The organism is Alcaligenes sp. (genome assembly GCF_050255915.1).
Lineage (GTDB): Bacteria > Pseudomonadota > Gammaproteobacteria > Burkholderiales > Burkholderiaceae_B > Alcaligenes > Alcaligenes aquatilis.
In genome coordinates this window covers 208412-233699 of record NZ_JBFWIQ010000001.1, presented here as the reverse complement: position 1 = coordinate 233699, position 25288 = coordinate 208412, and the positions used below count along the sequence as shown (strand labels likewise).

Below are 25288 nucleotides of genomic sequence, written 5' to 3'. Positions count from 1 at the left end.
GACAGTCTTATTTTTCACACACCACCGAGGCGCTGCATCAAATGCTGATGCAAATTGAACGGTGCACCACGACTTCGGATGCGATTATACGTACCATCCGGACTGGCTTTCCAGGACAACTGGTTATCCCGCAAGGCATAGGTAAAGGCTTCGGCAATGACCCGCCTTTTCAGGCTGCGATCCAGTACCGGCACTCCCAACTCCACCCGACGAAAGAAGTTGCGATCCATCCAGTCTGCCGAGGAGATAAAAACCTCTTCCTGGCCACCATTGTAGAAATAGAAAACACGCGAGTGTTCCAGAAAGCGCCCGATAATCGAACGAACCTGAATATTTTCCGATAGGCCCGGCACTCCGGCACGCAAGGCGCAAGCACCACGCACAATCAGATCCACCCTGACCCCGGCCTGGCTGGCATCGTACAAGGCCTGAATAATCTTGGGCTCGAGCAAGGAGTTCATCTTGGCCATGATCCGGGCCTTTTGACCCGCTAAAGCACGCTCGGTCTCGGCCTGAATCCGATCCATCATGCTGTCATGCAAAGTAAAGGGTGATTGCAATAGTTGCTTTAACGGTCGCCAGGCTCCCAGGCCCGTCAACATGGAAAACACCTTATCCATGTCCTCGCATACTTCCTGATTAGCAGTCAGCAGCCCGAAATCCGTATACAAGCGGGCCGTGCGTGGATGATAGTTACCAGTGCCCAAATGTCCATAACGGCGAATGACACCGGCTTCACGGCGCAGGACCAACACCATTTTCGCGTGAGTCTTGTGGCCAACCACCCCATAACTGACATGAGCGCCCACCTCTTCCAGCTTGGCCGCCCAGTTGATATTGGTCTGCTCATCAAAACGGGCCATCAGCTCGACAACGACCGTCACTTCCTTGCCAGCCCGCGCTGCCGACAAAAGAATATTCATCAACTCCGAATCCTCACCGGTGCGATAAATGGTCTGTTTGATACCCACCACCGCTGGATCGGCCGCCGCTGCACGCAAAAAGCTCAAGACCGGTTGAAAAGACTGATAAGGGTGATGCAGCAATTGGTCCTTGCGTGCAATCGTGTCAAAAAACTGAGCAGGTGATTCAAAGGACGAATCAAAAGGGGCAGGAATGGGGGCTCGGTAATCCGCAAACAGCAAGTCAGGGCGATCGGGAACATTGCACAACTGCATCAAACGCGACAAATTCACTGGGCCACTCACCCGATAGGTGTCGGGTGCCTCCAGCGAAAACTCACTTTGCAAAAAGCGTTCCAGACGCTCGGGCATGGAATGGTCGATTTCCAGACGGACAGCGGCACCAAAATTACGTTGAGACAACTCGCCTTGCAAGGCGGCACGCAAATTAGTGACCTCTTCCTCGTCCACAAACAAATCGCTGTTGCGGGTAACACGCCACTGGTAGCACCCCTTCACATCCATACCAGGGAACAACTCCTGCACGAAAACACTGATCAATGAGGTCAGTAGCATGTAACCCTGGGGAATGCCGGCAATATCGTCAGGTACCCGGATCACACGCGGCAAGGCACGCGGCGCCTGCACAATAGCAATCGTGCCGGTACGACCAAAAGCGTCCTCGCCACTGAGTTCAACAATGTAATTCAGGCTTTTGTTGTAGACACGAGGAAAAGGATGGGCCGGGTCCAGGCCAATGGGCGTGAGCAAAGGCATGACATCACGCATAAAGGTTTGGTACGCCCACTCCCGTTGAGCCTGCGTCCAGTGCGCCGTCAACAACAGCCCGATCCCTTCATCCATCAACTTGGGCAATACATCGGCCATCAAGAGCTCGTTCTGTCTATCGATCAACTGATGTGTCGCAGCCTGAACTTTGTCAAAAGCCTGTTGAGGCAAAAACCCATCATCTCCCACCTGATGAGGATTTTGCAAAATCTGTTCTTTCAGGCTGGAAATACGAATTTCAAAAAATTCGTCCAGATTAGAGCTAACAATACAGATATAGCGCAAACGTTCCAGCAAAGGCGTAGTGGAATTTTCGGCCATGGCCAGCACTCGCTCATTGAATTTGAGCAAGGACAACTCACGGTTTAGCAAGGTCGAATCGGGAGAAGGCAGCATGGTGAGATCGTTAAAAAGCCAAAAAAGAAGGATCGTGAGACTTTTACTACATGAATATTACAGTGCGATGACCTGGACGCATGGCTACCCCCCCTCACAAGCAGACAGAGCACTTGCACACATCACACCATCGCTGTGGCGAGGTTTTTGATCTAACTTTTCTTAATTTTGCGGTTTATGAAACAAAACCCATGATTAATGTCCTTATAATCGCACAGTAATCATCCCGAGCAATGCCTCATGGAACAACTTCTTGCCGCTGTGGACCTGGGCTCCAACAGCTTTCGTTTATCCATTGGACGAGTCGTTCAGCACAACGGTCATGCCCAGATCTACACCATTGACCGCCTTAATGAATCTGTCCGACTTGCCGCCGGCATGGGCCCGGACAAGTACATCAGTCCCGACGCCATTGAACGCGCTGTCGTCATCCTGAAACGCTTTAACGAACGTCTGGCCGGTTTTCACCCCAATCGCGTTCGTGCCGTGGCCACCAACACCTTTCGAGTGGCACGCAATTTAAGCGAGGTTTTGCCGGCTGCCGAGGCAGCCTTTGGCTTTCCCATCGAGGTCATCTCCGGCCACGAGGAAGCCCGTCTGATTTTCTCCGGCATCAGCAACGAACTGCCCCCCTCCCCCAACCGCCGCTTGATGATTGATATTGGTGGCGGTTCGACTGAAGTGATTATTGGCAAGGGCTTAAAACCCTTGCTGCTGTCCTCTTTGTACATGGGCTGTGTCAGCTATACCGACAAATTCTTTGCCGATGGCGTAATTACCGAAGAGCGCATGAACAATGCAATTCTGACCGCCCGTCGCGAGCTGGAGGGCATTACGCGCCAGTACCGCAAGACAGGCTGGCAAGAAGCCTATGGCTCCTCCGGTACCGCCAAGGGTCTGGTTGCTATCTTGCAAGAGAATGGCATGTCCAAAAAGGGCATTACCCTGGAAGGCATGGAGCTTTTGCGCAAACGCCTGGTACACGATGGCAAGGTAGACATGCGCAACCTGAGCGGTATCAAGCCTCATCGCGCGCCGGTGCTGGCAGCCGGTCTGGCCATTATGATGGCCGCCTTCCAGGAGCTGAAAATTCGCCAGATGTTGCCCGGTGAAGGCGCTTTGCGAGTAGGGGTGCTCTACGACATGCTGGGTCGAGAGTCCGAGCACGATCAGCGCGACCAGACGGTGCAGCAAATGATGAAACGCTATCAGGTCGATACGCGCCAGTCGCATCGTGTGCACGACGCTGCCATGCAGTTCTTCGGACAACTGAAGCTGCCCGACACGCCAGAGGTACAGGAGTTGCAACGTCAACTGGGTTGGGCCGCTGATCTGCACGAAGTAGGCCTGAGCATTGCCCATGCGGATTACCACAAGCACACCGCTTATGTGCTGGAACATGCCGATATGCCCGGCTTTTCCAATGACGATCAGATGTTGCTCAGCTTCCTTAGCCTGGGTCATCAAGGCAAGCTGGGCAAGCTCAAACGCTTTGAAAGCAATAACACCTGGTGGCTGACATTATTGAGCCTGCGCTTGGCGGTCATGTTGATGCGCCGCCGTGAAGACAGAGAAACCTTACCGCTAAGCCTGCGGACTCGTGGAAAAACCGTCCAGATTCAGCTGGACCATGAGTGGATGGCCAGCCATCCCCTGACCCAGGCCTCTTTGCTGGCCGAAGTACAGGCCTGGCAAAGTGATATCAATGATCTGAGCCTGGAGCTGGTCTGAACAGGACGCGCTAAGAGTGTAGAGGCTGGGTGGGCTGTCGAACAACAATACACCCGGCCTGTAGCTGCTCTGGCCCAGGCTGACAGACGCTCGGACGGGCGTGTGACTCACACTGACTGGCCAAGCAATAAATGGGCTGAGCGATACCCAGCAAAGCCACAAGCCAAGCCAAACCAAGCAGATCATCAAAACCTAAAAAACCCCCGAAAGTTGGATTGCTATCCAACTTTCGGGGGTTCTTTTTATTCACAGGCCCTATTCAGGCCCGACTTGATCCGGCCTGAGCAGTACGCAATCAGACCAGGCCAAAGTGGCGTTTATAGCGTTCGTCCATGGCCTCCAGATCCAGCAAGACAGGAAAGTCTGCCGTATTGAAATCCGGATCCCAGGCTGGCGCTCCACAAATCGTGGCACCCAGCTTCAGGTAGCCTTTGATCAACGGCGGGATACGCGCTGGCAAATCGCTGTTCAGTCGTTCAACCGGATAGCGATTCAAAGGCTGCACATGCGGGATATGCTTGTTGTCCTGCATGGACTTTTGGGCCACACGCCAGACCTCGGCGGCTGTGACCCCATCATCGCGCAGGCTGACGCTGGCGCAACCCAGAAGGTAGCGATAACCACCGACACGCGTCAGAGCAGCAATACCGCCCCACAGCATCATGATGGCTGAACCAGTACGATAGTCGGGATGGATGCAGGAACGCCCCACTTCGACCATGCTGGGACGCAGCACATCCAGGGCACTGATATCAAACTCAGATTCCGAATAATAACCACCCGCTTTACTTGCGTTTTCAGGGGTCAGCAAGCGATAGGTCCCTACAACCCGGTTCTCCCCGGGCTCGGTAACCATGAAATGCTCGCACCAGGGGTCAAAGCGGTCTATATCCAGACCATTATGCTGGTCTGGAAAGACGGCGTTCATTTCCTGGGTGAAAACCTGAAAACGCAAGCGCTGAAGGCATTCGAGTTCTGCCTGGGTACGAGCCAGACGCAAGGCTAAGCCTCCAACAGTATGCCCTGCCCAAGTATTTCCCCAATCCACTTCAGTACGTTCGCGCTCAAGATTTAGCATCGTGATGACTCCAAACACTTTTATGCATCATGCACAAACAATGTTTCAGGTATTTGATAGCCACATTACTATTTCATTAAATCCACTGCAAGCAAGGTATCAATACCGGCTTGAGCCAGATCGGCTTGCTCGGCCTCTACCATCAAGCGCAGCTTGGGTTCAGTCCCCGATGCGCGAATAAGCACCCGGCCACGGTCACCCAACATTTTCTCCACGTCACGGGTTGCCTGTTGCAAACCTGCATGGTTTTTCCAGTCCTGGCCCGGCTGCAACGGCACGTTGACCATAATTTGTGGGTACATCTTCAAGCCTTCCGTCAGTTCTGGCAGGCTTTTACCGCTATGGCACAGGGCGGTCAGCACTTGCAGGGCGGCAATAATGCCGTCGCCTGTCGTGTGCCAATCCAGGCACAGCAGGTGACCCGAGCTTTCACCACCAAAGACCCAGCCTTTTTGCTGCATCAATTCCAGCACGTAGCGATCACCCACTTTGGCACGCGCAAATTCCACGCCCAATTCCTGCATTTTCTTCTCAAAGCCCAGGTTGGTCATCAAGGTGCCAACCACGCCTTTGACAGGCTGAGACTGCAGATGATCCGCAACAATTAGATACAATAGTTCGTCGCCATTGTAGATGCGTCCCTGGGCATCAACCATTTGCAGGCGGTCCGCATCCCCATCCAGAGCGATACCCAAATCGGCACTGTGCTTGCGCACTTCCTCAGCCAACTTCTCCGGATAGGTCGCACCGACTTCCTGATTGATGTTGAAACCATCAGGCTGAACACCCACGGCAATGACCTCTGCACCCAGCTCACGGAACACATGTGGGGCAATATTGTAGGCAGCGCCATGAGCCGCATCCACCACGATCTTGAGCCCATTCAGGTTCAGGTCGTTCGGGAAGGCACTCTTGCAAAACTCAATGTAACGACCAGCCGAGTCGGCCAGGCGACGGGCACGGCCCAGGGACTCAGACTTCACCCAATGCATGGGCTGGTCAATGGCCTGCTCAATTTTCAGCTCAATCTCGTCAGGCAGCTTGGTGCCCTGTGCGGAGAAAAACTTGATACCGTTGTCGTAATACGGGTTGTGCGAGGCAGAGATCACGATACCGGCCGTCAGGCGCAAGGTACGCGTCAGATATGCCACAGCAGGCGTAGGCACAGGGCCAGCCAGCAACACGTCAATCCCCGCAGCCGACAAGCCGGCTTCCAGCGCCGATTCCAGCATATAGCCGGAAATACGGGTGTCCTTGCCAATCACTACGGTAGGACGGCCCGTTCCTTCATATTGGGCAGCCAGAACTTGACCGGCAGCGTACCCTAAGCGCAGGGCGAATTCGGGGTTAATGGTCGGGCCACCTACTTCACCACGGACACCATCGGTGCCGAAATATTTACGATCGCTCATTCAGAGACTCCACATTCAACCGCGTTCCACACATCCAGCGCTTCGCGCGTGGCGGCGACATCATGGACGCGCACAATTTTTGCTCCCCGTGCCACACAGGCAAGGGCTGCCGATAGACTGCCAATCAAACGCTCACTGGCGGGTTTTCCCGTGACATGGCCAATCATGGATTTACGCGACAAACCAATAAGCCAGGGGTAACCGGGCACTGCCGCCTGCTGCAAATCCCGTAGTAACTGATAGTTATGTGCCGCTGTTTTACCGAAGCCAAAACCGGGATCCAGCATGATACGCTCGGATTGAATGCCTGCGCTGACTATGGCCTCACATCGTTGTTGCAAAAAATGACGTACATCAACGACCACGTTGTCATAGTGAACCTGTTCTTGCATGGTTTTGGGCTCGCCTTGCATATGCATGATACACAGGCCGCAATCGGAGTCCTTGACCGCTTCTATGGCGCCGGGCATGCGCAAAGCATAAATGTCATTGATCATGTCCGCGCCGGCCGCCAGGCTGGCACGCATGACGTCGGGCTTGAATGTATCCACCGACAAGGCCACACCACTGTCGCGCAAGCCTTCAATCAGAGGAATAACGCGCTCGAGCTCTTGTTCCAGGGAAACGGGTTCGGCACCAGGGCGAGTCGATTCGCCACCAATGTCCAGAATGTCTGCGCCCTCGGCGATTAACTGACGGGCGTGGTCCAGCGCCCGAGGCAAGTCATTATGAGCATTGCCGTCATAAAAGGAGTCTGGGGTGACATTCACAATCCCCATAACCAAAGGGCGCTCCAGCCCAAACTGGAAGCGCCCACAAGACCACTCAGGGTAATTCATGAAATAGGCTTGGCCTACGTAAGTTAAGCAACTGGCGTTGTCGCCGCGGCACCCTCGTCATCGGCTGGTTTAGGACCAGCGGCTGGCGGCGTAGAACCGTCGGAGGAATTGCTGTCATTGCTGTTGGGCACATGAGGAGCCCGTGGTGGCAAACCTTTCATGATGTCGTCGATCTGGTCGGCATCAATGGTTTCCCACTCCAGCAAGGCCTTGGCCATAGCATGCATCTTGTCGCTATTGTCCTCGATCAGCTTGCGGGCAACGGCGTACTGCTCGTCGATAATCTTGCGAATCTCGGAGTCCACTTTCTGCATGGTGGCTTCGGACACGTGCGTTGTCTTGGTAACGCTGCGGCCCAGAAAGACCTCGCCTTCATTCTCGGCGTAGACAACTGGACCCAGGGAGTCTGTCATGCCGTAGCGAGTCACGATGTCACGAGCAATTTGCGTTGCACGTTCAAAGTCGTTCGATGCGCCTGTGGTCATCTGATTCATGAACACTTCTTCAGCGATACGGCCACCGAACAGAACCGCAATCATGTTCAGCAAGCGCTCTTTGTCCATGCTGTAGCGATCGCCTTCGGGCAATTGCATGGTGACACCCAAAGCACGACCACGAGGGATGATAGTGACTTTGTGAACCGGATCCGTCTTGGGCAGCATGCAAGCTACCAAGGCGTGACCGGCTTCGTGGTAAGCAGTGTTGCGACGCTCTTCCTCGGGCATGATCATGGTGCGGCGTTCTGCACCCATGATGATCTTGTCCTTGGCACGCTCAAAGTCTTGCATATCCACAGTGCGACCATTACGACGCGCTGCGAACAAGGCAGCTTCGTTAACCAGGTTGGCCAGATCAGCGCCAGAGAAACCCGGTGTACCACGAGCCAGCACCACGGCGTCCACGTTGGAGGCCAAAGGCACTTTGCGCATGTGTACTTTCAAAATCTGCTCGCGACCACGAATGTCAGGCAAGCCAACAACGACTTGACGGTCGAAACGGCCAGGACGCAGCAAAGCGGGATCCAGTACGTCAGGACGGTTGGTAGCAGCAATAACCAATACCCCTTGGCCGGTTTCAAAACCGTCCATTTCGACCAGCAACTGGTTCAGGGTCTGTTCGCGTTCGTCGTTACCACCGCCCAGACCTGCGCCACGCTGACGGCCCACAGCATCGATTTCGTCGATAAAGATGATGCAAGGCGATTGCTTCTTGGCTGTCTCGAACATGTCACGCACACGCGATGCGCCCACACCTACAAACATTTCCACGAAGTCAGAACCGGAAATACTGAAGAAAGGCACTTTGGCCTCGCCTGCAATGGCACGTGCCAGCAAGGTTTTACCAGTACCAGGCGAACCGACCATCAAGATGCCACGCGGGATACGACCACCCAGACGCTGGAAGCGGGTGGGATCACGCAGAAAATCCACCAGCTCCTGCACATCTTCCTTGGCTTCATCGCAGCCAGCCACATCCGCAAAAGTAACAGGATTGGTATTTTCGTCCAGCAAGCGCGCACGCGATTTGCCAAAACTGAATGCCCCACCCTTACCACCACCTTGCATCTGACGCATGAAGAACACCCAAACGCCAATCAAAAGCAGCATGGGGAACCAGGAGATGAACAGACTGGTCAGAAAAGAGGGCTCTTCGCGGGCTTTGCCCGATACCTGCACACCGGATTTCACCAGCTCAGGCACCATCCACAGGTCACCGGGGGACGTCAGCGTGTAGCTGCGGCCAGAGTCCGGCGTGACATGCAGGGTATCGCCCTGAATATCTACCTTGCTGATGCGACCAGAACGGGCATCATTCATGAATTGCGTATAAGTGACGCCATCAGTGGCTGGTGGCCGGCCGTCAAACTGCTTGAAAACAGTAAACAGCACCAGCGCAATAACCATCCAGATCACGACTTTGGAAAACGAATTGTTCAAAGCCAATCTCCTGCGATTGCGATAACTTGCCAAATACGCTTACACGTACCTGAACAAGCGCCATACATAGTTCATTCTACCCGATTCGAAGGCCAGCAAGTCATAAATTACCTGCCCTTCAAGCCTCGGGCAACGAGAAAGGTTTCGGCGGATTTATCGCGCGAAGCCTTGGGTTTACGCTCGACGACTCTGACAAAATTCTGCTTGAAAGATTCCACGATCTGGGAAAACCCGCTGCCATGGAAGGCTTTGACGATCAGCACACCTTCATCGGTCAGATGCTGCAGGGCAAATTCCTGTGCCAGCTCGCATAAATGCTGGATGCGGGCGGAATCGGCCGATGCCACACCCGACAAGTTGGGGGCCATATCTGAAATCACAAGGTCTACGGCTGCACCCTTCAAGGAATCTTGCAATTGCTCCAGTACCGAGTCCTCGCGAAAATCGCCTTGCATGAACTCTACCCCGGCAATTGGTTCCATTTCCAATATATCCAGTGCGATAATGCGACCATTAAGCACGCCACCGGGGCCGACCATGCGCTCACGTATCAGTTGCGACCAACTGCCCGGTGTAGACCCCAAGTCCACCACCACCTTGCCCTGAACCTGAATCTTCTCCAGATCCAATATTTCACTGAGTTTGAAGGCCGCGCGCGCGCGATACCCCTTTTGTTGCGCCAATTTGACGTAAGGGTCATTTATATGCTGCTGAACCCACTCTTTAGAGAATTTTTTCTTGGCCATTCCCGTACAATCTCTTTATGCCAAAACTCAACCTTACACCTCATGAGCGCAGCGAACTTCGTGCTGCTGCTCACGCTCTGCGCCCAGTTGTCCTGATTGGAGACAATGGCCTGACCGACGCCGTGATCAAAGAGATCACCGTCCACCTGCAGGCCCACCAGCTCATCAAGATCCGTGTGGCCGGTGATGACCGTCAGGCTCGTCTGACCATGTTAGAACAAATCTGCGATGCGCTCGATGCTGCCCCTATTCATCATCTGGGCAAAATCCTGACCATCTACAGACCCAATATTGAACGCCCCCCTGTTTTGGGAGCGCCTGTAGAAAAACCAACCCGTGCGGTGCGTAAACCCTCGGAGCCCTACACGCCCAAGAAACTGGCCGCTTCCGGTGTCCAGCGGACTCGCGGCACAGAGCGTGCCCGCCGTGCAGAAATGAAAGCTGAACGCAGCAGCACCCAGGAGAAAAAAGCCTCGGCCGCACCGCGCAGCGTTCAAAAGTTCTCGACGGGCAAACCGGCTGCTACGCCTCGTAGCAATACCAACCGTCCTGGCAGTGCCATGTCCTTGCGGGCTGGCGCACGTCGCGGACTGGGTGGTTCGGGCAAACGCTAAACTGCCGTAAATTATAAGGCCCCCGCACGATGTACAGGGGCCTTTCTTTTGCGCGCTTGACGGAGCAGCAGAACAAGCCTGCTGCTCAAGGCAAGATCACACGTAGTTGACCGTCAGAATTTCGTATTCACGAATACCGGCTGGCGCCTTGACCTCGACCACATCCCCTTCTGTCTTGCCAATCAAGGCACGAGCCACAGGACTGGAAATGGAGATCTTGTTGGCGCGAATGTCGGCCTCCACATCGCCGACGATCTGGTAAGTCACGGTATTGCCGGACTCCAGGTCCTCGATCTCGACGGTTGCACCAAACACGATGCGGCCATCAGCTTCCAGCGTGGCCGGTTCGATAATCTGGGCATTGGACAAAGTGCCTTCCAGCTCGGCAATGCGGCCTTCGATAAAGCCCTGACGCTCACGCGCAGCATCGTACTCGGCGTTTTCGGACAAATCGCCTTGTGCTCGCGCCTCGGCGATAGCGTTAATTACATCTGGGCGTTCCACCGTCTTGAGGCGGTGTAATTCAACTTGCAAACGTTGTGCGCCCTGCGCAGTCAATGGGATCGCAGACATAGTATTCCTGCTTAACAAGTAAAAGACGCTCCGTAGCGGGAGCGCCTGGAAGATAGGGGGATAACGATGATGGGACAAACAATCAAACAGGTTGAATCGGCCGACTTGAAAGTCCTGCTGACCCTACAGCGCACATTCAAACACACTGCTCAAGCCAAACCTGCCGGCTGCCCCAATATGGCTTTTCCGACACAGTGAAATTCTGTGGCAGAAAAAAACCCCGCGAAGAACCGGGGTGTGAGAGCTATTGTCGGCAAACTGCCTGAAAATAGCAAGCCCCTGGAACTCCTGTGCATAAAAACAGAAGTCGGCAGGGGCGGCTGTTTACAACAAGCTGCCGCACAGCAACTGGCGAAGGAACAATCCCCTTGTCCAGCCCGAGCCAGCATGGATCAGCATTGGAACGACTACACCATGTTCTGGCGACGGCCTCGCAGCAAAGCGTGCAGCAAAATAGCACCAAAGGTGGCACAACCGATACCATCCAGACGGATAACACCGAACTGCAAGGAGAAGTTACCAGCCCCCAGAATCAAGGTGACGGCCGCGACCAGCAAATTACGGTTGTCGCTGAAATCCACCTGATTCACCACCCAGATACGCGCACCAGCAATGGTAATCAAACCAAATACGACGATGGACATGCCACCGAGCACAGGGCCGGGGATGGACTGGATGACGGCGCCGAACTTGGGTGAGAAGCCCAGGAAAATGGCGATCACCGCCGCAAAGGCAAACACCAGCGTGGAGTAGATGCGGGTAGCGGCCATCACGCCGATATTTTCAGCATAGGTTGTCACACCGGTACCACCTACCGAGCCAGACAGCATGGTGGCCACGCCATCACCCACAAAGGCACGACCCAGATAGCCATCCAGATCCTGGCCGGTCATGGCACTAACCGCCTTGATGTGCCCCAGGTTCTCGGCCACCAGAATAATGGCGACCGGCACAATCACCGTCATGGCGTGGGCCTGGAATACAGGGGCGGAAAAACTGGGCAGCCCCAACCAGGCGGCTTGAGCAACAGGAGCAAAGTTGATCGCCGTGCCGTAGCCCATCACATTGGTAAATACCCAATACAGCACGCAGGCCAAAGCCAGACCCACCAGAATCAACAGGCGCTGGGCAAGCCCACGGGTATAGACCGCAATACCACCCACACACAACACGGTCATCAAGGCCATCATGGAATCAAAAGTGCCGCTCCCCATGGCGCCCTTGGCAGCGATGGGTGCCAGATTCAGGCCAATCACCGCCACGATCGATCCGGTGACAACAGGAGGCATCCAGTGGTTGATCAAACGCGCTGCGCCACCCTGAGTGCGGGCATTGAATACCCAGACCAGAACACCGATCAAGGTGTAGACCAGACCGCAGATAATAATGGCCCCCAAGGCCACGCCAATATTGGGATTGGGGCCACTGCCGGCATAGCCGGTAACGGCAATCACACCACCGATAAATGCAAAGCTGGAACCCAGGTAGCTGGGAACCCGGCCACCGACAAACACAAAGAAAATCAGCGTACCAATACCGGACATCAAGATGGCCAGATTGGGATCAAAGCCCATCAACAAGGGGGCCAGAATGGTGGAGCCAAACATGGCCACCACGTGCTGAGCACCCATGGCAATGTTTTGCGGCGTGGCCAAACACTCGTCGGGCTGCACGACCGCACCGGGTTCGCTGCCGGACACACGGCGCCAACGCGGAAAGTAAGACTGAGACATAGAGGGTTCCAGAGAAGGAAGAAAGAAATACAGCGCAATTCGTTATACGTTGGCCCAGCACACCTGCAATAGACTGGCCGATTCGTTGAGGCATGATTTTAAACGTGAAAGCCCCAACAAGGCACCTGAAAATAAGGCGGTAAGCGGTAAACCCCAACATAGAGCTGGCAGGTGAACATGCCCAAACGCCTTTGAGCCTCGATGTTCGTGTTATATGCGATATATACCCAGTCTATCTGCCTGCGCTTGACTGGCCCATTACAATAGACAATCAGCCTGCCTTTGGCAGTCCGATTCCCTAGCAGAGTGATTACGCCAGCATGAGTACGTCTATTTGTCTGATCCGCCACGGTGAAACCGCCTGGAATGCCGTACGCCGTTTACAAGGCTGGCAGGATATAGAACTGAACGAGACCGGCCGCGAACAGGCCCGTGCCCTGCAAAACTACTTGAGCTCCCCGGCGTTTCACCTGCCTGTGGACGCCGTCATCAGCAGTGATCTACAACGCGCCTCGGAGACGGCGGCGATTGCCTGTCAGCACTGGGAGATTGAAATTCAGCAAATCCGGGGGCTGCGCGAGCGCGGCTTTGGCACACTGGAAGGCCAGGCCTGGGATGCAGTAGGCCGCCATGGCCCGGATCAGCCCGATGATAGCGTCGATATCGACTACGCCGTGGAAGGGGGCGAATCGCTACGCCAGTTTCAGACTCGGGTACTGAGGTGTTTTGAAGGACTGGCCCAGGCGCATGCTGGCAAGAGCCTGCTGGTGTTTGCACATGGTGGCGTTATTGATATGGTCTGGCGCAAGCTGAACCAGCAGGCACTCGGTGCCAAGCGTACTCACGCAATTCTGAATACCAGCCTGAATTTCTTCAACATTGATGCAGACTTAAACTGGAGCTGTACCTTGTGGGGCCAGTTGCCGCATCTGGACACGGCACTGGACGAGCAAACCTAAGCCATGCATCGCCATGATCAGGCTGGTATCTGCAGATCGGATCAGCTGCAGCGTTCGATAAACCAGCCTGAGACTTGTGCGGAGTCCTGTCCGCCTGACTCACCTCATCAGTTCCTGACAGTGTCTCCAGCGCCACGCCCGCAAGCTTTATCCTTACGATAGCGACGGCCCTATACCAAGAAGAGCCACAGGCACTCTTGCGGTTGCGGTTGCGGTTGCGGTTGCGGTTGCGGTTGCGGTTGCGGTTGCGGTTGCGGTTGCGGTTGCGGTTGCGGCCAGAAGCATAGCCACGCTGAAGCCAACAAGGACTTCAAAAATCAGCTACAGGGGCAATGATCAACTTTTTTTATTAAGTCGCGGCTTGCGCGGTGCCTGACGAGCCAGACGGTCATACAGCCAATTAGGCAAAAGACGCATCAGGCGCGAGACAACTCCCATCTGCCACGGAATGACTCGATAGGATACGCCCTGCTCGATGGTCTTGCGGGCTTTGCGGGCAAAGTCCTCAGCAGGCATCAAAAACGGCATGGAGTAAGGATTATGCGCCGTCATGGCCGTGCGGATATAGCCGGGAGTAATGGTGACAACAGAAACACCGTACAGCGACAGCTCTAGCCGCAGGCTCTCGCAATAGGCAATCACCGCCGCCTTGGAACTGCTATAAGCCCCCGCGCCGGGCAAGCCCCGTATACCTGCCACACTGGCAACCCCCACCAACGAGCCCTTGCCCGCCGCTTTCATGGTGCCGATAAAGGGTTCAAAGGTCGCCACCATGGCCAGCAGATTCGTATCCACAATGGCTTTGAAAACCGCGAAATCCTCGGCTTCCTCCGTCAAGGTGCCCGCGCTGATCCCCGCACTGGCAATAACCACATCAATCTTTTGCCCAGTGAACTGTAAAAAGTCCTGAGCGGCCAGATGCAAAGCGTCCCTGTCACGCACATCCGCCACATAAATACGGTGCTCTCCGGGCAAGCTGTCGGCCAGCGCCTGGAGTTCTTCCTGACGTCTCCCCAGCAAACCCAGGCAGGCACCTTGAGCCGCGTACTCCTGGGCCAGCGCTTTACCTAAACCGCTGCTGGCACCCGTGATAAAGACCGTTTTCATCTCTGGCTGCGCCCGATTATTACAGGAAGATCAAAGCAGCAATACCCAGCACCAGCAGCCATTTAAGAATGTAGTACAGGGTTTCGTTCTTTTTCTTGATGGCCTTGCCGAAACGACGTACCGCGTAGACTGTACCAAAAATACGGTTGATACCGCCGGTACGGTCGCCTTCCTGGTTCGGAGCGGCAGCAGCACGCAATAAGAAGCCACCCACGGCGTGGTTTATGGCTTGTGCCCAGCGATAACGCATGGGACGTTCTACGTCCGCAAACAAAATAATACGGTTCTGATCCGTTTTGTTTTCCGCGTAGTGAATAAAGGTTTCATCAAACACCACGGCTTCACCGTCACGCCAGTGATATCTCTGGCCGTCCACTTCGATATAGCAATCCGGGCTATTGGGCGTCATCAAGCCCATATGAAAGCGCAGCGAACCCGCGTAAGGGTCGCGGTGGCGCGGCAAACGGGCTCCCGGCGGCAAAGAGGTGAACATCGCTGCCTTGATCGACGGAATATCCTTGAGCAGGCGAGTCGTCACCGGGCACAGCTCACGCGCCGAAGGGTGGTCGGCGTCATACCACTTCAGGTAAAAACGCGTCCAGCCGGTTTTGAAAAAAGAGTTAAAGCCCGCATCGTTGTACTTGTCAGAGGCCTTGATATGGCCTTCACCAAATAGCTGCTCGGCCTCGGCGCGGATTTCGTCGCAGTGCTCGAGCAACTTGTTTAGCTCGGGAAAGTGTTTCAAATCCAGATACGGCTCATTGGGCACTGCCGAAAAACCATACATGAAGACGTTCAAAGGGGCCGTGAACGTGGAATGGTCCAGCAACTGGCGGGAAAAGCGGTGCCTGACTCGACCCCTGAAGTGCACAATAACCGTGCACACAATGAACAAGGCAAGAATGAACCATTTCACGACATGATCTCCAAAGAAGAAAACTTCTGCGCTGTGCTGGCCTTGGCCTGCGTGCTGCCCCATGGCCTTGTCTGATACACGAATAAAAAAAGGCGCACCTTAACGGTGCGCCTTTCTGACATGGAGCGACTTAGTGTTTCGCCAGCAGAGCGTGCAGCTCTTGAAGCGCGTAAACCTTCAAGCCATCACCATGACGCAAATACTGCAGGCCTTGTACAGCCGCTACCGCACCAGCAATAGTGGTGTAGTAGGCCAGATTGGCAGCCAGCGCATGTGTACGGATTGTACGCGAATCAACGATCGCGTTGCGACGCTCTTCAACCGTATTGATGACCAGGGAAACCTCGCCGTTCTTGATCATGTCCACAATGTGCGGACGACCTTCGGTAACCTTGTTCACCACTTGAACAGCCAAACCGGCCTGTTCGATGGCGCTTGCAGTACCACGGGTGGCGACAACCTTGAAGCCCAGCGAGATCAGGCCGCGAGCCACTTCCACCGCTTGCGGTTTATCCTGGGCGCGCACACTGATGAAGGCCAAGCCCCCTTCGGGCAGGGTCACGCTGGCAGCCATCTGCGACTTCACAAAGGCTTCAGCAAACGAGGTGCCCACACCCATGACTTCGCCGGTGGACTTCATTTCTGGTCCCAGAATCGTATCCACACCCGGGAACTTCACGAAGGGGAATACGGCCTCTTTCACGCTGTAGTAAGACGGCGTGACTTCTTCGGTAATACCCTGCTCGGCCAAAGTCTGACCTGCCATGGCACGAGCGGCAATCTTGGCCAGTTGCAAACCGGTTGCCTTGGACACGAACGGCACGGTACGCGAAGCACGTGGGTTCACCTCCAGCACGTAGACATCGCCGTCCTGAATGGCGAACTGCACGTTCATCAAGCCCTTCACATTCAAAGCCTTGGCCATGAGTGCGGTCTGACGCTTGATTTCAACCACGGTTTCGTCGCTGAGCGAGTAAGGAGGCAAGCTGCAAGCAGAGTCACCGGAGTGAACACCTGCCTGCTCGATGTGCTGCATCACACCGCCCACAAAGACGCGTTCGCCATCGGCCAGGCAGTCCACGTCCACTTCCGTGGCGTTGTTCAGGAAATGATCCAGCAGCACAGGCGAGTCATTGCTGACCTTGACCGCTTCGCGCATGTAGCGCTCCAGGTCTTGCTGTTCGTGCACGATTTCCATGGCACGGCCACCGAGCACGTAGCTTGGGCGTACCACCAGGGGGTAGCCAATTTCGGCAGCCAGAGCGATCGCTTCACCTTCGGTGCGAGCGGTACGGTTTGGCGGCTGACGCAAGCCCAGCTTGTTCAGCAGTTTCTGGAAACGCTCGCGGTCTTCAGCCACGTCAATGGACTCAGGGCTGGTACCGATGATCGGTACACCATTGGCTTCCAGAGCACGTGCCAGTTTCAAAGGCGTCTGGCCACCGTACTGAACGATGGTGCCCACTGGTTTTTCGATGTGGACGATTTCCAGGACGTCTTCCAGCGTCAGAGGCTCGAAGTACAGACGGTCGGAGGTGTCGTAGTCGGTCGACACGGTTTCAGGATTGCAGTTGACCATGATGGTTTCGTAACCATCTTCGCGCAATGCCAGCGCAGCGTGCACGCAGCAGTAGTCAAACTCGATACCCTGACCAATACGGTTAGGGCCACCACCCAGAACAATGATCTTCTTCTTGTCCGTAGGATTGGATTCGCACTCTTCCTCGTAGGTCGAGTACATATAAGCCGTATCGGTGGAGAATTCAGCCGCGCACGTATCCACGCGCTTGTAGACAGGGCGAACATTCAACTGGTGACGCAGCTTGCGCACTTCCGATTCCACGGTATCCAGCAAGAAAGCCAGACGGCGGTCGGAAAATCCACGGCGCTTCAGACCGAACAAGGTGTCACGGTCCAGATCGGCCAGCGTCTTTTGTTCCAGGGCCAGTTCGATGTCCACGATCTCTTTGATCTGGGCCAGGAACCAGGGGTCAATCTTGGTCAGGTTGTGAACTTCGTCCAGGCTCAGACCTTGAGCGAAAGCGTCACCCACGTACCAGATACGCTCTGGGCCAGGCTCGCCCAACTCGACCTGCAGTTTTTCGCGGTCGGTGGTTTTCTGGTTCAGACCATCCACACCCACTTCCAGACCACGCAGGGCTTTCTGGAAGGATTCCTGGAAAGTGCGGCCAATCGCCATCACTTCACCCACAGACTTCATTTGGGTGGTCAGACGCGAGTCGGCCTGAGGGAATTTTTCGAAGGCGAAACGTGGCACTTTGGTAACCACGTAGTCGATGGTGGGCTCGAACGAAGCGGGGGTCGCACCGCCGGTGATTTCATTGCGCAGCTCGTCCAGGGTGTAACCCACGGCCAGACGCGCAGCGATCTTGGCGATAGGGAAACCGGTGGCTTTGGAAGCCAGTGCCGAGGAACGGGACACACGCGGGTTCATTTCGATAACGATCATGCGGCCGTTATCGGGGTTCACTGCGAACTGCACGTTCGACCCACCCGTATCCACACCGATTTCGCGCAGTACGGCGATCGATGCATTACGCATGATCTGGTATTCGCGGTCGGTCAGGGTTTGGGCAGGAGCCACGGTGATGGAGTCACCGGTGTGCACACCCATGGGGTCCAGATTCTCAATGGAGCACACAATGATGCAGTTGTCGGCGCGGTCACGCACCACTTCCATTTCAAACTCTTTCCAGCCCAGCAGGGATTCTTCAATCAGCAGCTCGTTGGTGGGCGATGCTTCCAGACCACGGCGGCAGATCGTTTCAAACTCTTCCGGGTTGTAGGCAATACCACCACCCGTACCGCCCAGCGTAAAGCTGGGACGAATAACGACGGGGAAACCGGCTGTGCCGATTTCTTCAGCAATACGCTTTTGAACCGCCCAGGCCTCGTCCATGGAGTGAGCCACGCCGGACTTGGCGGACTCCAGACCAATGGAGGTCATGGCGTCTTTGAACTTCAGGCGGTCTTCAGCTTTTTCGATAGCGGCAGCATTAGCACCGATCAGCTCAACACCATATTTTTCCAGCACGCCATGCTTGGCCAGATCCAAAGCGCAGTTCAGCGCCGTTTGGCCGCCCATGGTAGGCAAGAGCGCATCAGGACGCTCTTTTTCAATGATCTTCTCGACAGCTTGCCAGGTGATGGGCTCGATGTAGGTGACATCAGCCGTATCTGGGTCCGTCATGATGGTGGCCGGGTTGCTGTTGACCAGCACAGTCCGGTAACCCTCGGCCTTCAGGGCTTTACATGCCTGGGCTCCCGAGTAGTCGAATTCGCAAGCCTGACCAATGATGATCGGGCCGGCGCCAATGATAAGAATGCTTTTTAAGTCTGAACGCTTTGGCATAGTGCGGTTTATTTATTGGCCTGGTGAGCAGCCATCAGGCTGATGAATTTGTCGAACAGCGAGGCAATATCGCGCGGGCCGGGAGTCGCTTCAGGGTGACCCTGGAAGCAAAACGCGGGGCGATCTGTCAACTCGAAGCCTTGCAGGCTCTGGTCGAACAAAGAAATGTGCGTGACCTTGGCATTGGCTGGCAAGGTGGCGGCATCGACCGCAAAGCCGTGATTCTGGCTGGTGATGAACACGCGGCCACTAGCCAGTTCCTGCACAGGATGGTTGGCACCGTGGTGACCGTTTTTCATCTTCAAGGTCTGTGCACCAACGGCCAGGCCCATGATCTGATGACCCAGGCAAATACCAAACACAGGCAGCTTGCGTTCCAGCAAGCCCTTGCAGGCTTCGATGGCGTAATCGCAAGGCTCTGGATCGCCAGGGCCGTTGGACAGGAACACACCATCGGGCTCGTAAGCCAGTACATCGACCAGTGGCGTTTGCGCCGGCACGACGGTCACTTTGCAGCCACGGTCTGCCATCAAACGCAAGATGTTGGCTTTTACGCCAAAGTCGTAGGCCACCACGTGGAAGCGGTCTGTTGCAGGCTTCCCAAAGCCTTGGCCCAGTTCCCACGAACCTTCGGTCCAATTGTAGGTTTGGTCGGTAGTAACCACTTTGGCCAGATCCTGACCTTTCAGGCCAGGGAAAGAGCGGGCCAGTTCCAGTGCTCGTTCGGCATCATCACCCACCAGAATGCAAGCACCCATGGAGCCTTTCTCACGCAAAATGCGAGTCAGCTTGCGGGTGTCGATACCGGAGATAGCCACAACGCCCTGATCTTTCAGGTAGTCGGGCAAGGACTGGGTGGAGCGGAAGTTGGACAGGCGGGCGGGACAATCGCGAATGACAAGCCCGGCAGCGTGGGCCTTGTTGGATTCGGAGTCCTCTGGATTGACACCGGTATTACCGATGTGCGGATAGGTAAGCGTAACAATTTGACCGCTGTAGCTTGGGTCTGTCAGGATTTCCTGATAGCCCGTCATGGCTGTATTGAAAACGATCTCAGCAACACAGTGCCCCTCGGCACCGATTGATACCCCTTTGAATAGGGTTCCATCCGCCAGGGCTAGGACGGCACTAGTGATAGTGCGGGACTCCTCAGGAAATAAAGACGGCAGCACGTTAAAAACCCCGGATTCTGAAATTAATATTAAACCTTCTAATTATATGCTCAAACGAGGTTTTTCCGGTAGTTTATCGGTAGTAACACTGAAACCAGGCACGAAAACTTGGAAAATCGACTACAGTAATCGATTGGTTTGATGGCTTTGCGATGGACTAGTAACAGACATGACTACTCAGCTTGACTCTCTGCGCCAGTGCACAACCGTAGTGGCCGACACAGGCGATTTTGAAGCGATGCGCGCGTATCGCCCTACCGATGCAACAACCAATCCTTCCCTGATTTTAAAGGCTGTCCAGCAGGCGGCCTATCGGCCTTTGCTTGACCGTGTCATCACCGACCACCCTCATGCCAGCCTGGCTGAAACCAGCGATCTGCTGCTGGTCGCCTTTGGTCGACAAATTCTGGATATTGTGCCGGGCCGCGTCTCTACCGAAGTCGATGCCCGCCTGTCCTTTGATGCCCTGGCCAGCGTCGAGCGCGCCCGCCATATCATCCAGCATTACGAAAAAGCCGGTATCGCCCGCGAACGCGTGCTGATCAAACTAGCCAGCACCTGGGAAGGCATCCAAGCTGCCCGTACATTGCAGGCCGAAGGCATCAACTGCAACCTGACCCTCTTGTTCTGCCTGCCGCAAGCCATTGCCTGCGCCCAGGCCAAAGTCACCCTGATCTCGCCCTTTGTGGGCCGCATCTACGACTGGTTCAAGAAAACTGCCGGCCAGGAATGGGACGAGAGCGCCAACCAGGGCGAGAACGACCCCGGTGTGCGCTCGGTACGCAGCATTTACGAATACTACAAAACCTATGACATCCCCACAGAGATCATGGGTGCCAGCTTTCGCAATGTCGGCCAGATCAAGGCGCTGGCCGGTTGCGATCTACTGACCATCAGCCCCGAACTGCTGGGCCAGTTGGATGCAGCCCAAGGCGAGGTCCCGGCCATGCTGGATGTGGCGCGTGCCAAGGCGGTTGCCCCTGAATGGCGTGCCAGCAACGAAATCACCTTCCGCACCGACCTGAACCAGGACGCGATGGCCACTGAAAAGCTGGCCGAAGGCATCCGTCAGTTCACCGCGGACGGTATCAAACTGGATGCCCTGATTCAACAGGCGCGCCAGCAGGCCTGACAAGCCGCCAGGTCCGATTCAGTAAAACAGGCCGCCTATCTTGCGGCCTGTTTTACTACCTATTAAGCATCTAATCGTTTGCTGGCCTTCTCTTTGCTGGGAATGAACGGACAAAAAAAACCGGCTCCTGTTTCAGGAGCCGGTTTTCTTAATACTTGAGCCAAGCAGCAATCAGAGCTTTTCCGTACCGCCACCTTGTGGCCGCCAAGCCAGCAGGCGGTCTTCAAACACACTGACCAGACCGTCCAGGATCAGCGCAAAGACGGTCAGCACCACAATACCGGCGAACACCGTATTCACATCCAGCGTGCCCTCTGCCTGCAGGATCAGATAACCGACCCCACTGGCTGAGCCCAGGTATTCACCCACCACGGCCCCCACAAAGGCCAGACCGACCGAGGTGTGCAAGCTGGAAAATACCCAGCTAGTGGCCGAAGGAATGTAGACATGGCGCAGCAGTTGACGACGGCTGGCACCCAGCATGCGGGCATTGTCCAGCAGTGTGGTGCTGACTTCACGCACACCTTGGTACACGTTGAAGAACACGATAAAGAACACCAGCGTCACCGCCAGAGCTACTTTGGACCAGATACCCAGACCGAACCACATGCCGAAAATCGGCGCCAGAATGACGCGCGGCATGGAGTTGGCAGCGGTCAGATACGGGTCCAGCAAGGCCGCCGCACGGGGCGAGAGCCCCAGCCACAGACCGCAAGCCAGACCAGCAATCGTACCAATGGCAAAAGCCAGCAGGGTTTCGCTCAAGGTCACGCCCAGGTGCAGGTAAATATCACCGTTGGTGACAAACCAGGCCCAGATCACCTTGACCACTTCCAGTGGCTGCCCAAAGAAGAAGGCCACTTTGGGGTCCAGCGTGAAGAAATGCCAGGCGGCCAGAATGACGATGAGCAGCGAGATTTGCCAGCCGCGCAGGGCCAGCTTGGATTGAGTAATAGATTTAGACATATCAGGCACGCTTTTGCTGGGCATAACCCTTCAGGACCTCATCACGCAAGACGGCCCAGATTGCCGCATGCAATTCGACAAAACGGGGGTCGTTGCGCACTTCGGCCACGTCACGAGGGCGTGGAAGATCGACATGAAATTCGCCGATGGGATGCGTGCCCGGCCCAGCCGACAAAACCACCACCCGATCGCTCATGGCAATGGCTTCGTCCAGGTCGTGAGTAATGAACAGCACGGCTTTACGCTGTGCCATCCAGATCTCCAGCACTTCATTTTCCATCAATTGACGGGTCTGAATGTCCAGCGCCGAGAACGGCTCGTCCATCAGAATGATGTCGGGATCACGAATCAGGGTCTGGGCCAGCATGACGCGTTTGCGCATGCCACCCGACATTTGATGCGGATAACGATCCTCGAAACCACCCAGCCCAACTCGCTTGAGCCACTCCTGGGCACGGGCGCGAGCCTGATCCTGCGGGACACCGGCAAACTCCAGACCGGCCATCACGTTGGATTCGGCACTGCGCCAGGGCATCAGTGCTTCGCCCTGGAACATGTAGCCAGCACGCTCGTTCACCCCTTGCAGGGGTTTGCCAAACACTCGGACTTCGCCCGACGAAGGGCTCAGCAAGCCCGCCCCTACATTCAGGAGCGTGGACTTGCCGCAGCCCGTTGGGCCTACAACCGACACAAACTCGCCTGGGGCAATACTCAGGCTGGCGTCACGAACCGCTGTGTACGTACCTTTGCCATCCCGGGAGGCAAAAACACAGCTGATGTTATCTAAAGAAAGTGCTGCCTCAGACATTGGGGTACTTCTTGTTGGCATTGTCAGCAAATTCATTGGTGTAGATTTTGCTGATATCAATCTTGGATGCGTCCAGATTCGGCACAAAAGCGGCCAGTGCATTCAAGGCGGTAGCAGGACCATCAGCATCTACCAAGCCGTTGGGCGAGAGTGCTTCTTTGTTGGCATCCAGACATTGCTTGTACAGTTCCACGTCACCGAGCAGATAGGTTGCGGGCACGGTCTTGGCAATGGTTTCGGCATCATTGGCCTGAATCCATTTGTCGGCGCGCACGATGGCGTTGGCCAGAGCCTGGGCCGTGTTCGGGTTCTGGGTGATGAAATCTTCAGAAGCGTACAAGCAGGCCGAAGGCATATTGCCACCAAAAATAGCCTTGGTATCGGCAAGGGTACGAGTGTCAGCAATAACACGCACTTCGTTTTCTTTAAGCAAGGTGCCGATCACCGGATCCAGATTGGCCATGGCATCAATCTGGCCCGTACGCATGGCAGTGACGGCACCGGCGCCCGCGCCTACACCGATAAAGGCCACATCCGACGGTTTCAGACCGTTTTGCTCCAGATAAAAGTTGACCATCATATTGGTCGAGGAACCCGGTGCGGTCACACCAATTTTCTTGCCTTTCAGATCGGCTGGCGACGTATAGTCAGCCATCGTCTTGTTGGACACCGCCAACACAATAGCCGGCGCACGCCCCTGCTGCACAAAAGCGCGGTACATCTGCCCTTTGGACTGCAGGTTGATGGTGTGTTCAAAGGCGCCCGACACCACATCGGCACTACCGCCGACGACGGCTTGCAAAGCTTTGGAGCCACCAGCAAAGTCCGCCACTTTGACCTTGAGACCTTCGTCTTCAAAATAACCATTGATCTCGGCAATGGACAATGGCAGATAGTAGATCAGCGCCTTGCCACCGACGGCAATGGTCAGATTTTTTTTCTCGATTTCTTGCGCACGGCCCAGCGATGGCAATGACAGCGCCAAACCCGATGCTCCAACCAGTTTGAGCGCATGACGACGAGTCAGTTTCATGGCAATCCCCTTCTTGTTGTTGGTCATTAATTATTTAGGTTTGATACTTATACTAAAAAACAAAAGGGGGGTATCCCCCCCTTGTCCACCAAGCGGTCAAACCCGATTACGTGGCGCGACGCTCCATCAAGGCCCAGGCAATGGTGCTGGGGTCTACGTACTCCAGCTCGCTGCCGGCTGGCACACCGCGGGCCAGTCGAGTCACTTTCAAACCTTGGCTAGTGAGCATTTCCGCCAGATGATGGGCGGTGGTTTCGCCCTCTGCGGTGAAATTGGTCGCTAGAATCACTTCCTGCACTTGGCCATCACTGGCTCGCTCTAGCAAGCGGTCAAATTGCAAGGCATCCGGCCCTATGCCTTCCAGTGGCGTCAAACGCCCCATCAGCACATAGTAAAGGCCTCGATAGCCATGCGTAGCCTCGATCATGTTTTGATCGGCAGGTGTTTCCACCACACACAACAACGCCGGATCACGGCGGGGATTGGCACAGGTTTCACAAATAGCTTGGACTGTAAAACCATTGCAGCGCTGACAGTGCTGCAGTGCCGTCGTGGCATGTTCAAGAGCCCGGCTTAATTGGTCGGCACCTACCAAGTCATGTTGCAACAAATGGTAGGCCATGCGGCGAGCGCTACGCTCACCCACACCGGGCAGCCGACGCAGAGCCTGGATCAGAGCCCGAAGCGGTTCGGGCTCTGCGATCTGCGGTTCGTTCATTAGAACGGAAGCTTCATACCGGGAGGCAGTGGCAGGCCAGCGGTGACACCCGCCATTTTTTCCTGCGAAGTGGCCTCGGCTTTGCGCTGTGCATCGTTAAAAGCAGCAGCAATCAAATCTTCCAGCATCTCTTTTTCGTCTTCCAGCAGGCTGGGGTCGATAGAGACACGGCGCACATCGTGGCGGCAGTTCATGATGACCTTGACCAGACCACCACCGGAAACGCCCTCGACCTCGATATCGGCCAAGGCTTCCTGGGCCTTTTTCATGTTTTCCTGCATTTGCTGCGCCTGGCGCATCAAGCCGGCAATCTGACCTTTCATCATGGTTTGGTTTTCCTGATTGATAGAAATT

Annotated in this window: 21 protein-coding genes; 4 read left to right on the top strand and 17 right to left on the bottom strand. The window is 55.4% G+C overall.

All coding sequences use genetic code 11. The annotated features are described in order from the left end of the window. Nucleotides 1-14 precede the first annotated feature (14 nt). On the bottom strand, nt 15-2087 hold the full coding sequence (gene ppk1, locus AB7E06_RS01030; RefSeq protein WP_094195840.1) for a polyphosphate kinase 1: 2073 nt from the start codon (nt 2085-2087) through the stop codon (nt 15-17). Between the two features lie 240 nt (nt 2088-2327). Between ppk1 and AB7E06_RS01025 the strand changes: the two genes are divergently transcribed. Further along, the gene (locus AB7E06_RS01025; RefSeq protein ID WP_094195839.1) at nt 2328-3818 is read left to right on the top strand and encodes a Ppx/GppA phosphatase family protein; all 1491 of its coding nucleotides are present in this window, start codon (nt 2328-2330) and stop codon (nt 3816-3818) included. A gap of 295 nt (nt 3819-4113) precedes the next feature. Here AB7E06_RS01025 and AB7E06_RS01020 read toward each other — a convergent pair whose 3' ends face one another. The 5 genes from AB7E06_RS01020 to AB7E06_RS01000 form a co-directional block, all read right to left on the bottom strand. After that, nucleotides 4114-4896, bottom strand: a complete 783-nt coding sequence (locus AB7E06_RS01020; protein WP_094195838.1) for a GNAT family N-acetyltransferase — start codon at nt 4894-4896, stop codon at nt 4114-4116. 68 nt (nt 4897-4964) lie between these two features. After that, entirely contained in the window at nt 4965-6308 is a 1344-nt protein-coding gene (glmM, locus tag AB7E06_RS01015) for a phosphoglucosamine mutase (RefSeq protein WP_108727992.1), read from the bottom strand. Beyond that, the gene (gene folP, locus AB7E06_RS01010) at nt 6305-7147 is read right to left on the bottom strand and encodes a dihydropteroate synthase (protein ID WP_162496907.1); all 843 of its coding nucleotides are present in this window, start codon (nt 7145-7147) and stop codon (nt 6305-6307) included. The genes glmM and folP overlap by 4 nt, the downstream gene beginning before the upstream one ends. Nucleotides 7148-7170: 23 nt before the next feature. Further along, entirely contained in the window at nt 7171-9084 is a 1914-nt protein-coding gene (ftsH, locus tag AB7E06_RS01005; RefSeq protein WP_427954745.1) for an ATP-dependent zinc metalloprotease FtsH, read from the bottom strand. Between the two features lie 107 nt (nt 9085-9191). Continuing rightward, the gene (locus AB7E06_RS01000) at nt 9192-9830 is read right to left on the bottom strand and encodes an RlmE family RNA methyltransferase (RefSeq protein ID WP_094195835.1); all 639 of its coding nucleotides are present in this window, start codon (nt 9828-9830) and stop codon (nt 9192-9194) included. Between the two features lie 17 nt (nt 9831-9847). Between AB7E06_RS01000 and AB7E06_RS00995 the strand changes: the two genes are divergently transcribed. Next, the gene (locus AB7E06_RS00995; protein ID WP_427954742.1) at nt 9848-10444 is read left to right on the top strand and encodes a YhbY family RNA-binding protein; all 597 of its coding nucleotides are present in this window, start codon (nt 9848-9850) and stop codon (nt 10442-10444) included. Between the two features lie 96 nt (nt 10445-10540). Here AB7E06_RS00995 and greA read toward each other — a convergent pair whose 3' ends face one another. Together greA and AB7E06_RS00985 are read right to left on the bottom strand one after the other, a co-directional pair. Continuing rightward, a complete protein-coding gene (gene greA / locus AB7E06_RS00990) occupies nt 10541-11017 on the bottom strand; it encodes a transcription elongation factor GreA (RefSeq protein ID WP_094195833.1) in 477 nt (158 codons plus the stop codon). A 407-nt stretch (nt 11018-11424) separates the two neighbouring features. Continuing rightward, on the bottom strand, nt 11425-12750 hold the full coding sequence (locus AB7E06_RS00985; protein ID WP_094195832.1) for a solute carrier family 23 protein: 1326 nt from the start codon (nt 12748-12750) through the stop codon (nt 11425-11427). A gap of 320 nt (nt 12751-13070) precedes the next feature. Here AB7E06_RS00985 and AB7E06_RS00980 point away from each other — a divergent pair, with 320 nt between their 5' ends. After that, the gene (locus AB7E06_RS00980) at nt 13071-13709 is read left to right on the top strand and encodes a histidine phosphatase family protein (protein ID WP_427954740.1); all 639 of its coding nucleotides are present in this window, start codon (nt 13071-13073) and stop codon (nt 13707-13709) included. Nucleotides 13710-14045: 336 nt separating this feature from the next. Here AB7E06_RS00980 and AB7E06_RS00975 read toward each other — a convergent pair whose 3' ends face one another. From AB7E06_RS00975 to carA, 4 genes are all read right to left on the bottom strand, one after another. Beyond that, nucleotides 14046-14816 carry an SDR family oxidoreductase gene (locus AB7E06_RS00975; RefSeq protein ID WP_427954738.1) on the bottom strand — a complete coding sequence of 257 codons (771 nt, stop codon included), beginning with the start codon at nt 14814-14816 and terminating at the stop codon, nt 14046-14048. Between the two features lie 19 nt (nt 14817-14835). After that, complete coding sequence (gene lpxO / locus AB7E06_RS00970; protein ID WP_108728747.1) at nt 14836-15732, bottom strand: lipid A hydroxylase LpxO; 897 nt, start codon at nt 15730-15732, stop codon at nt 14836-14838. 130 nt (nt 15733-15862) lie between these two features. After that, nucleotides 15863-19105, bottom strand: coding sequence for a carbamoyl-phosphate synthase large subunit (carB, locus tag AB7E06_RS00965; RefSeq protein WP_094195829.1), 3243 nt, complete (start codon nt 19103-19105; stop codon nt 15863-15865). An 8-nt stretch (nt 19106-19113) separates the two neighbouring features. Beyond that, on the bottom strand, nt 19114-20277 hold the full coding sequence (carA, locus tag AB7E06_RS00960; protein WP_427954735.1) for a glutamine-hydrolyzing carbamoyl-phosphate synthase small subunit: 1164 nt from the start codon (nt 20275-20277) through the stop codon (nt 19114-19116). A 169-nt stretch (nt 20278-20446) separates the two neighbouring features. Here carA and tal point away from each other — a divergent pair, with 169 nt between their 5' ends. After that, a complete protein-coding gene (tal, locus tag AB7E06_RS00955; protein WP_125277006.1) occupies nt 20447-21409 on the top strand; it encodes a transaldolase in 963 nt (320 codons plus the stop codon). Nucleotides 21410-21580: 171 nt separating this feature from the next. Here the strand turns inward: tal and AB7E06_RS00950 are convergent, their stop codons facing one another. The 5 genes from AB7E06_RS00950 to AB7E06_RS00930 all read right to left on the bottom strand — a co-directional run bounded on the left by AB7E06_RS00950 (nt 21581) and on the right by AB7E06_RS00930 (nt 25260). Next, nucleotides 21581-22375: an ABC transporter permease gene (locus AB7E06_RS00950; protein WP_094198271.1), complete on the bottom strand. Its 795-nt coding sequence runs from the start codon at nt 22373-22375 to the stop codon at nt 21581-21583. A 1-nt stretch (nt 22376) separates the two neighbouring features. Continuing rightward, complete coding sequence (locus tag AB7E06_RS00945; RefSeq protein WP_094195827.1) at nt 22377-23183, bottom strand: ABC transporter ATP-binding protein; 807 nt, start codon at nt 23181-23183, stop codon at nt 22377-22379. Continuing rightward, entirely contained in the window at nt 23176-24216 is a 1041-nt protein-coding gene (locus AB7E06_RS00940) for an ABC transporter substrate-binding protein (protein ID WP_125277007.1), read from the bottom strand. Before AB7E06_RS00940 ends, AB7E06_RS00945 begins: the two co-directional genes overlap by 8 nt. Before the next feature lie 106 nt (nt 24217-24322). Continuing rightward, nucleotides 24323-24934, bottom strand: a complete 612-nt coding sequence (recR, locus tag AB7E06_RS00935; RefSeq protein WP_094195826.1) for a recombination mediator RecR — start codon at nt 24932-24934, stop codon at nt 24323-24325. Further along, on the bottom strand, nt 24934-25260 hold the full coding sequence (locus AB7E06_RS00930) for a YbaB/EbfC family nucleoid-associated protein (protein WP_094195825.1): 327 nt from the start codon (nt 25258-25260) through the stop codon (nt 24934-24936). The genes recR and AB7E06_RS00930 overlap by 1 nt, the downstream gene beginning before the upstream one ends. Nucleotides 25261-25288 lie beyond the last annotated feature (28 nt).

Coding starts and splice junctions, on each gene's coding strand:
- ppk1 (WP_094195840.1), bottom strand. CDS start 2,087: ATGCTGCCTTCTCCCGATTCGACCTTGCTAAACCGTGAGTTGTCCTTG.
- AB7E06_RS01025 (WP_094195839.1), top strand. CDS start 2,328: ATGGAACAACTTCTTGCCGCTGTGGACCTGGGCTCCAACAGCTTTCGT.
- AB7E06_RS01020 (WP_094195838.1), bottom strand. CDS start 4,896: ATGCTAAATCTTGAGCGCGAACGTACTGAAGTGGATTGGGGAAATACT.
- glmM (WP_108727992.1), bottom strand. CDS start 6,308: ATGAGCGATCGTAAATATTTCGGCACCGATGGTGTCCGTGGTGAAGTA.
- folP (WP_162496907.1), bottom strand. CDS start 7,147: ATGAATTACCCTGAGTGGTCTTGTGGGCGCTTCCAGTTTGGGCTGGAG.
- AB7E06_RS01000 (WP_094195835.1), bottom strand. CDS start 9,830: ATGGCCAAGAAAAAATTCTCTAAAGAGTGGGTTCAGCAGCATATAAAT.
- AB7E06_RS00995 (WP_427954742.1), top strand. CDS start 9,848: ATGCCAAAACTCAACCTTACACCTCATGAGCGCAGCGAACTTCGTGCT.
- greA (WP_094195833.1), bottom strand. CDS start 11,017: ATGTCTGCGATCCCATTGACTGCGCAGGGCGCACAACGTTTGCAAGTT.
- AB7E06_RS00985 (WP_094195832.1), bottom strand. CDS start 12,750: ATGTCTCAGTCTTACTTTCCGCGTTGGCGCCGTGTGTCCGGCAGCGAA.
- AB7E06_RS00980 (WP_427954740.1), top strand. CDS start 13,071: ATGAGTACGTCTATTTGTCTGATCCGCCACGGTGAAACCGCCTGGAAT.
- AB7E06_RS00975 (WP_427954738.1), bottom strand. CDS start 14,816: ATGAAAACGGTCTTTATCACGGGTGCCAGCAGCGGTTTAGGTAAAGCG.
- carB (WP_094195829.1), bottom strand. CDS start 19,105: ATGCCAAAGCGTTCAGACTTAAAAAGCATTCTTATCATTGGCGCCGGC.
- tal (WP_125277006.1), top strand. CDS start 20,447: ATGACTACTCAGCTTGACTCTCTGCGCCAGTGCACAACCGTAGTGGCC.
- AB7E06_RS00950 (WP_094198271.1), bottom strand. CDS start 22,375: ATGTCTAAATCTATTACTCAATCCAAGCTGGCCCTGCGCGGCTGGCAA.
- AB7E06_RS00945 (WP_094195827.1), bottom strand. CDS start 23,183: ATGTCTGAGGCAGCACTTTCTTTAGATAACATCAGCTGTGTTTTTGCC.
- AB7E06_RS00940 (WP_125277007.1), bottom strand. CDS start 24,216: ATGAAACTGACTCGTCGTCATGCGCTCAAACTGGTTGGAGCATCGGGT.
- recR (WP_094195826.1), bottom strand. CDS start 24,934: ATGAACGAACCGCAGATCGCAGAGCCCGAACCGCTTCGGGCTCTGATC.
- AB7E06_RS00930 (WP_094195825.1), bottom strand. CDS start 25,260: ATGATGAAAGGTCAGATTGCCGGCTTGATGCGCCAGGCGCAGCAAATG.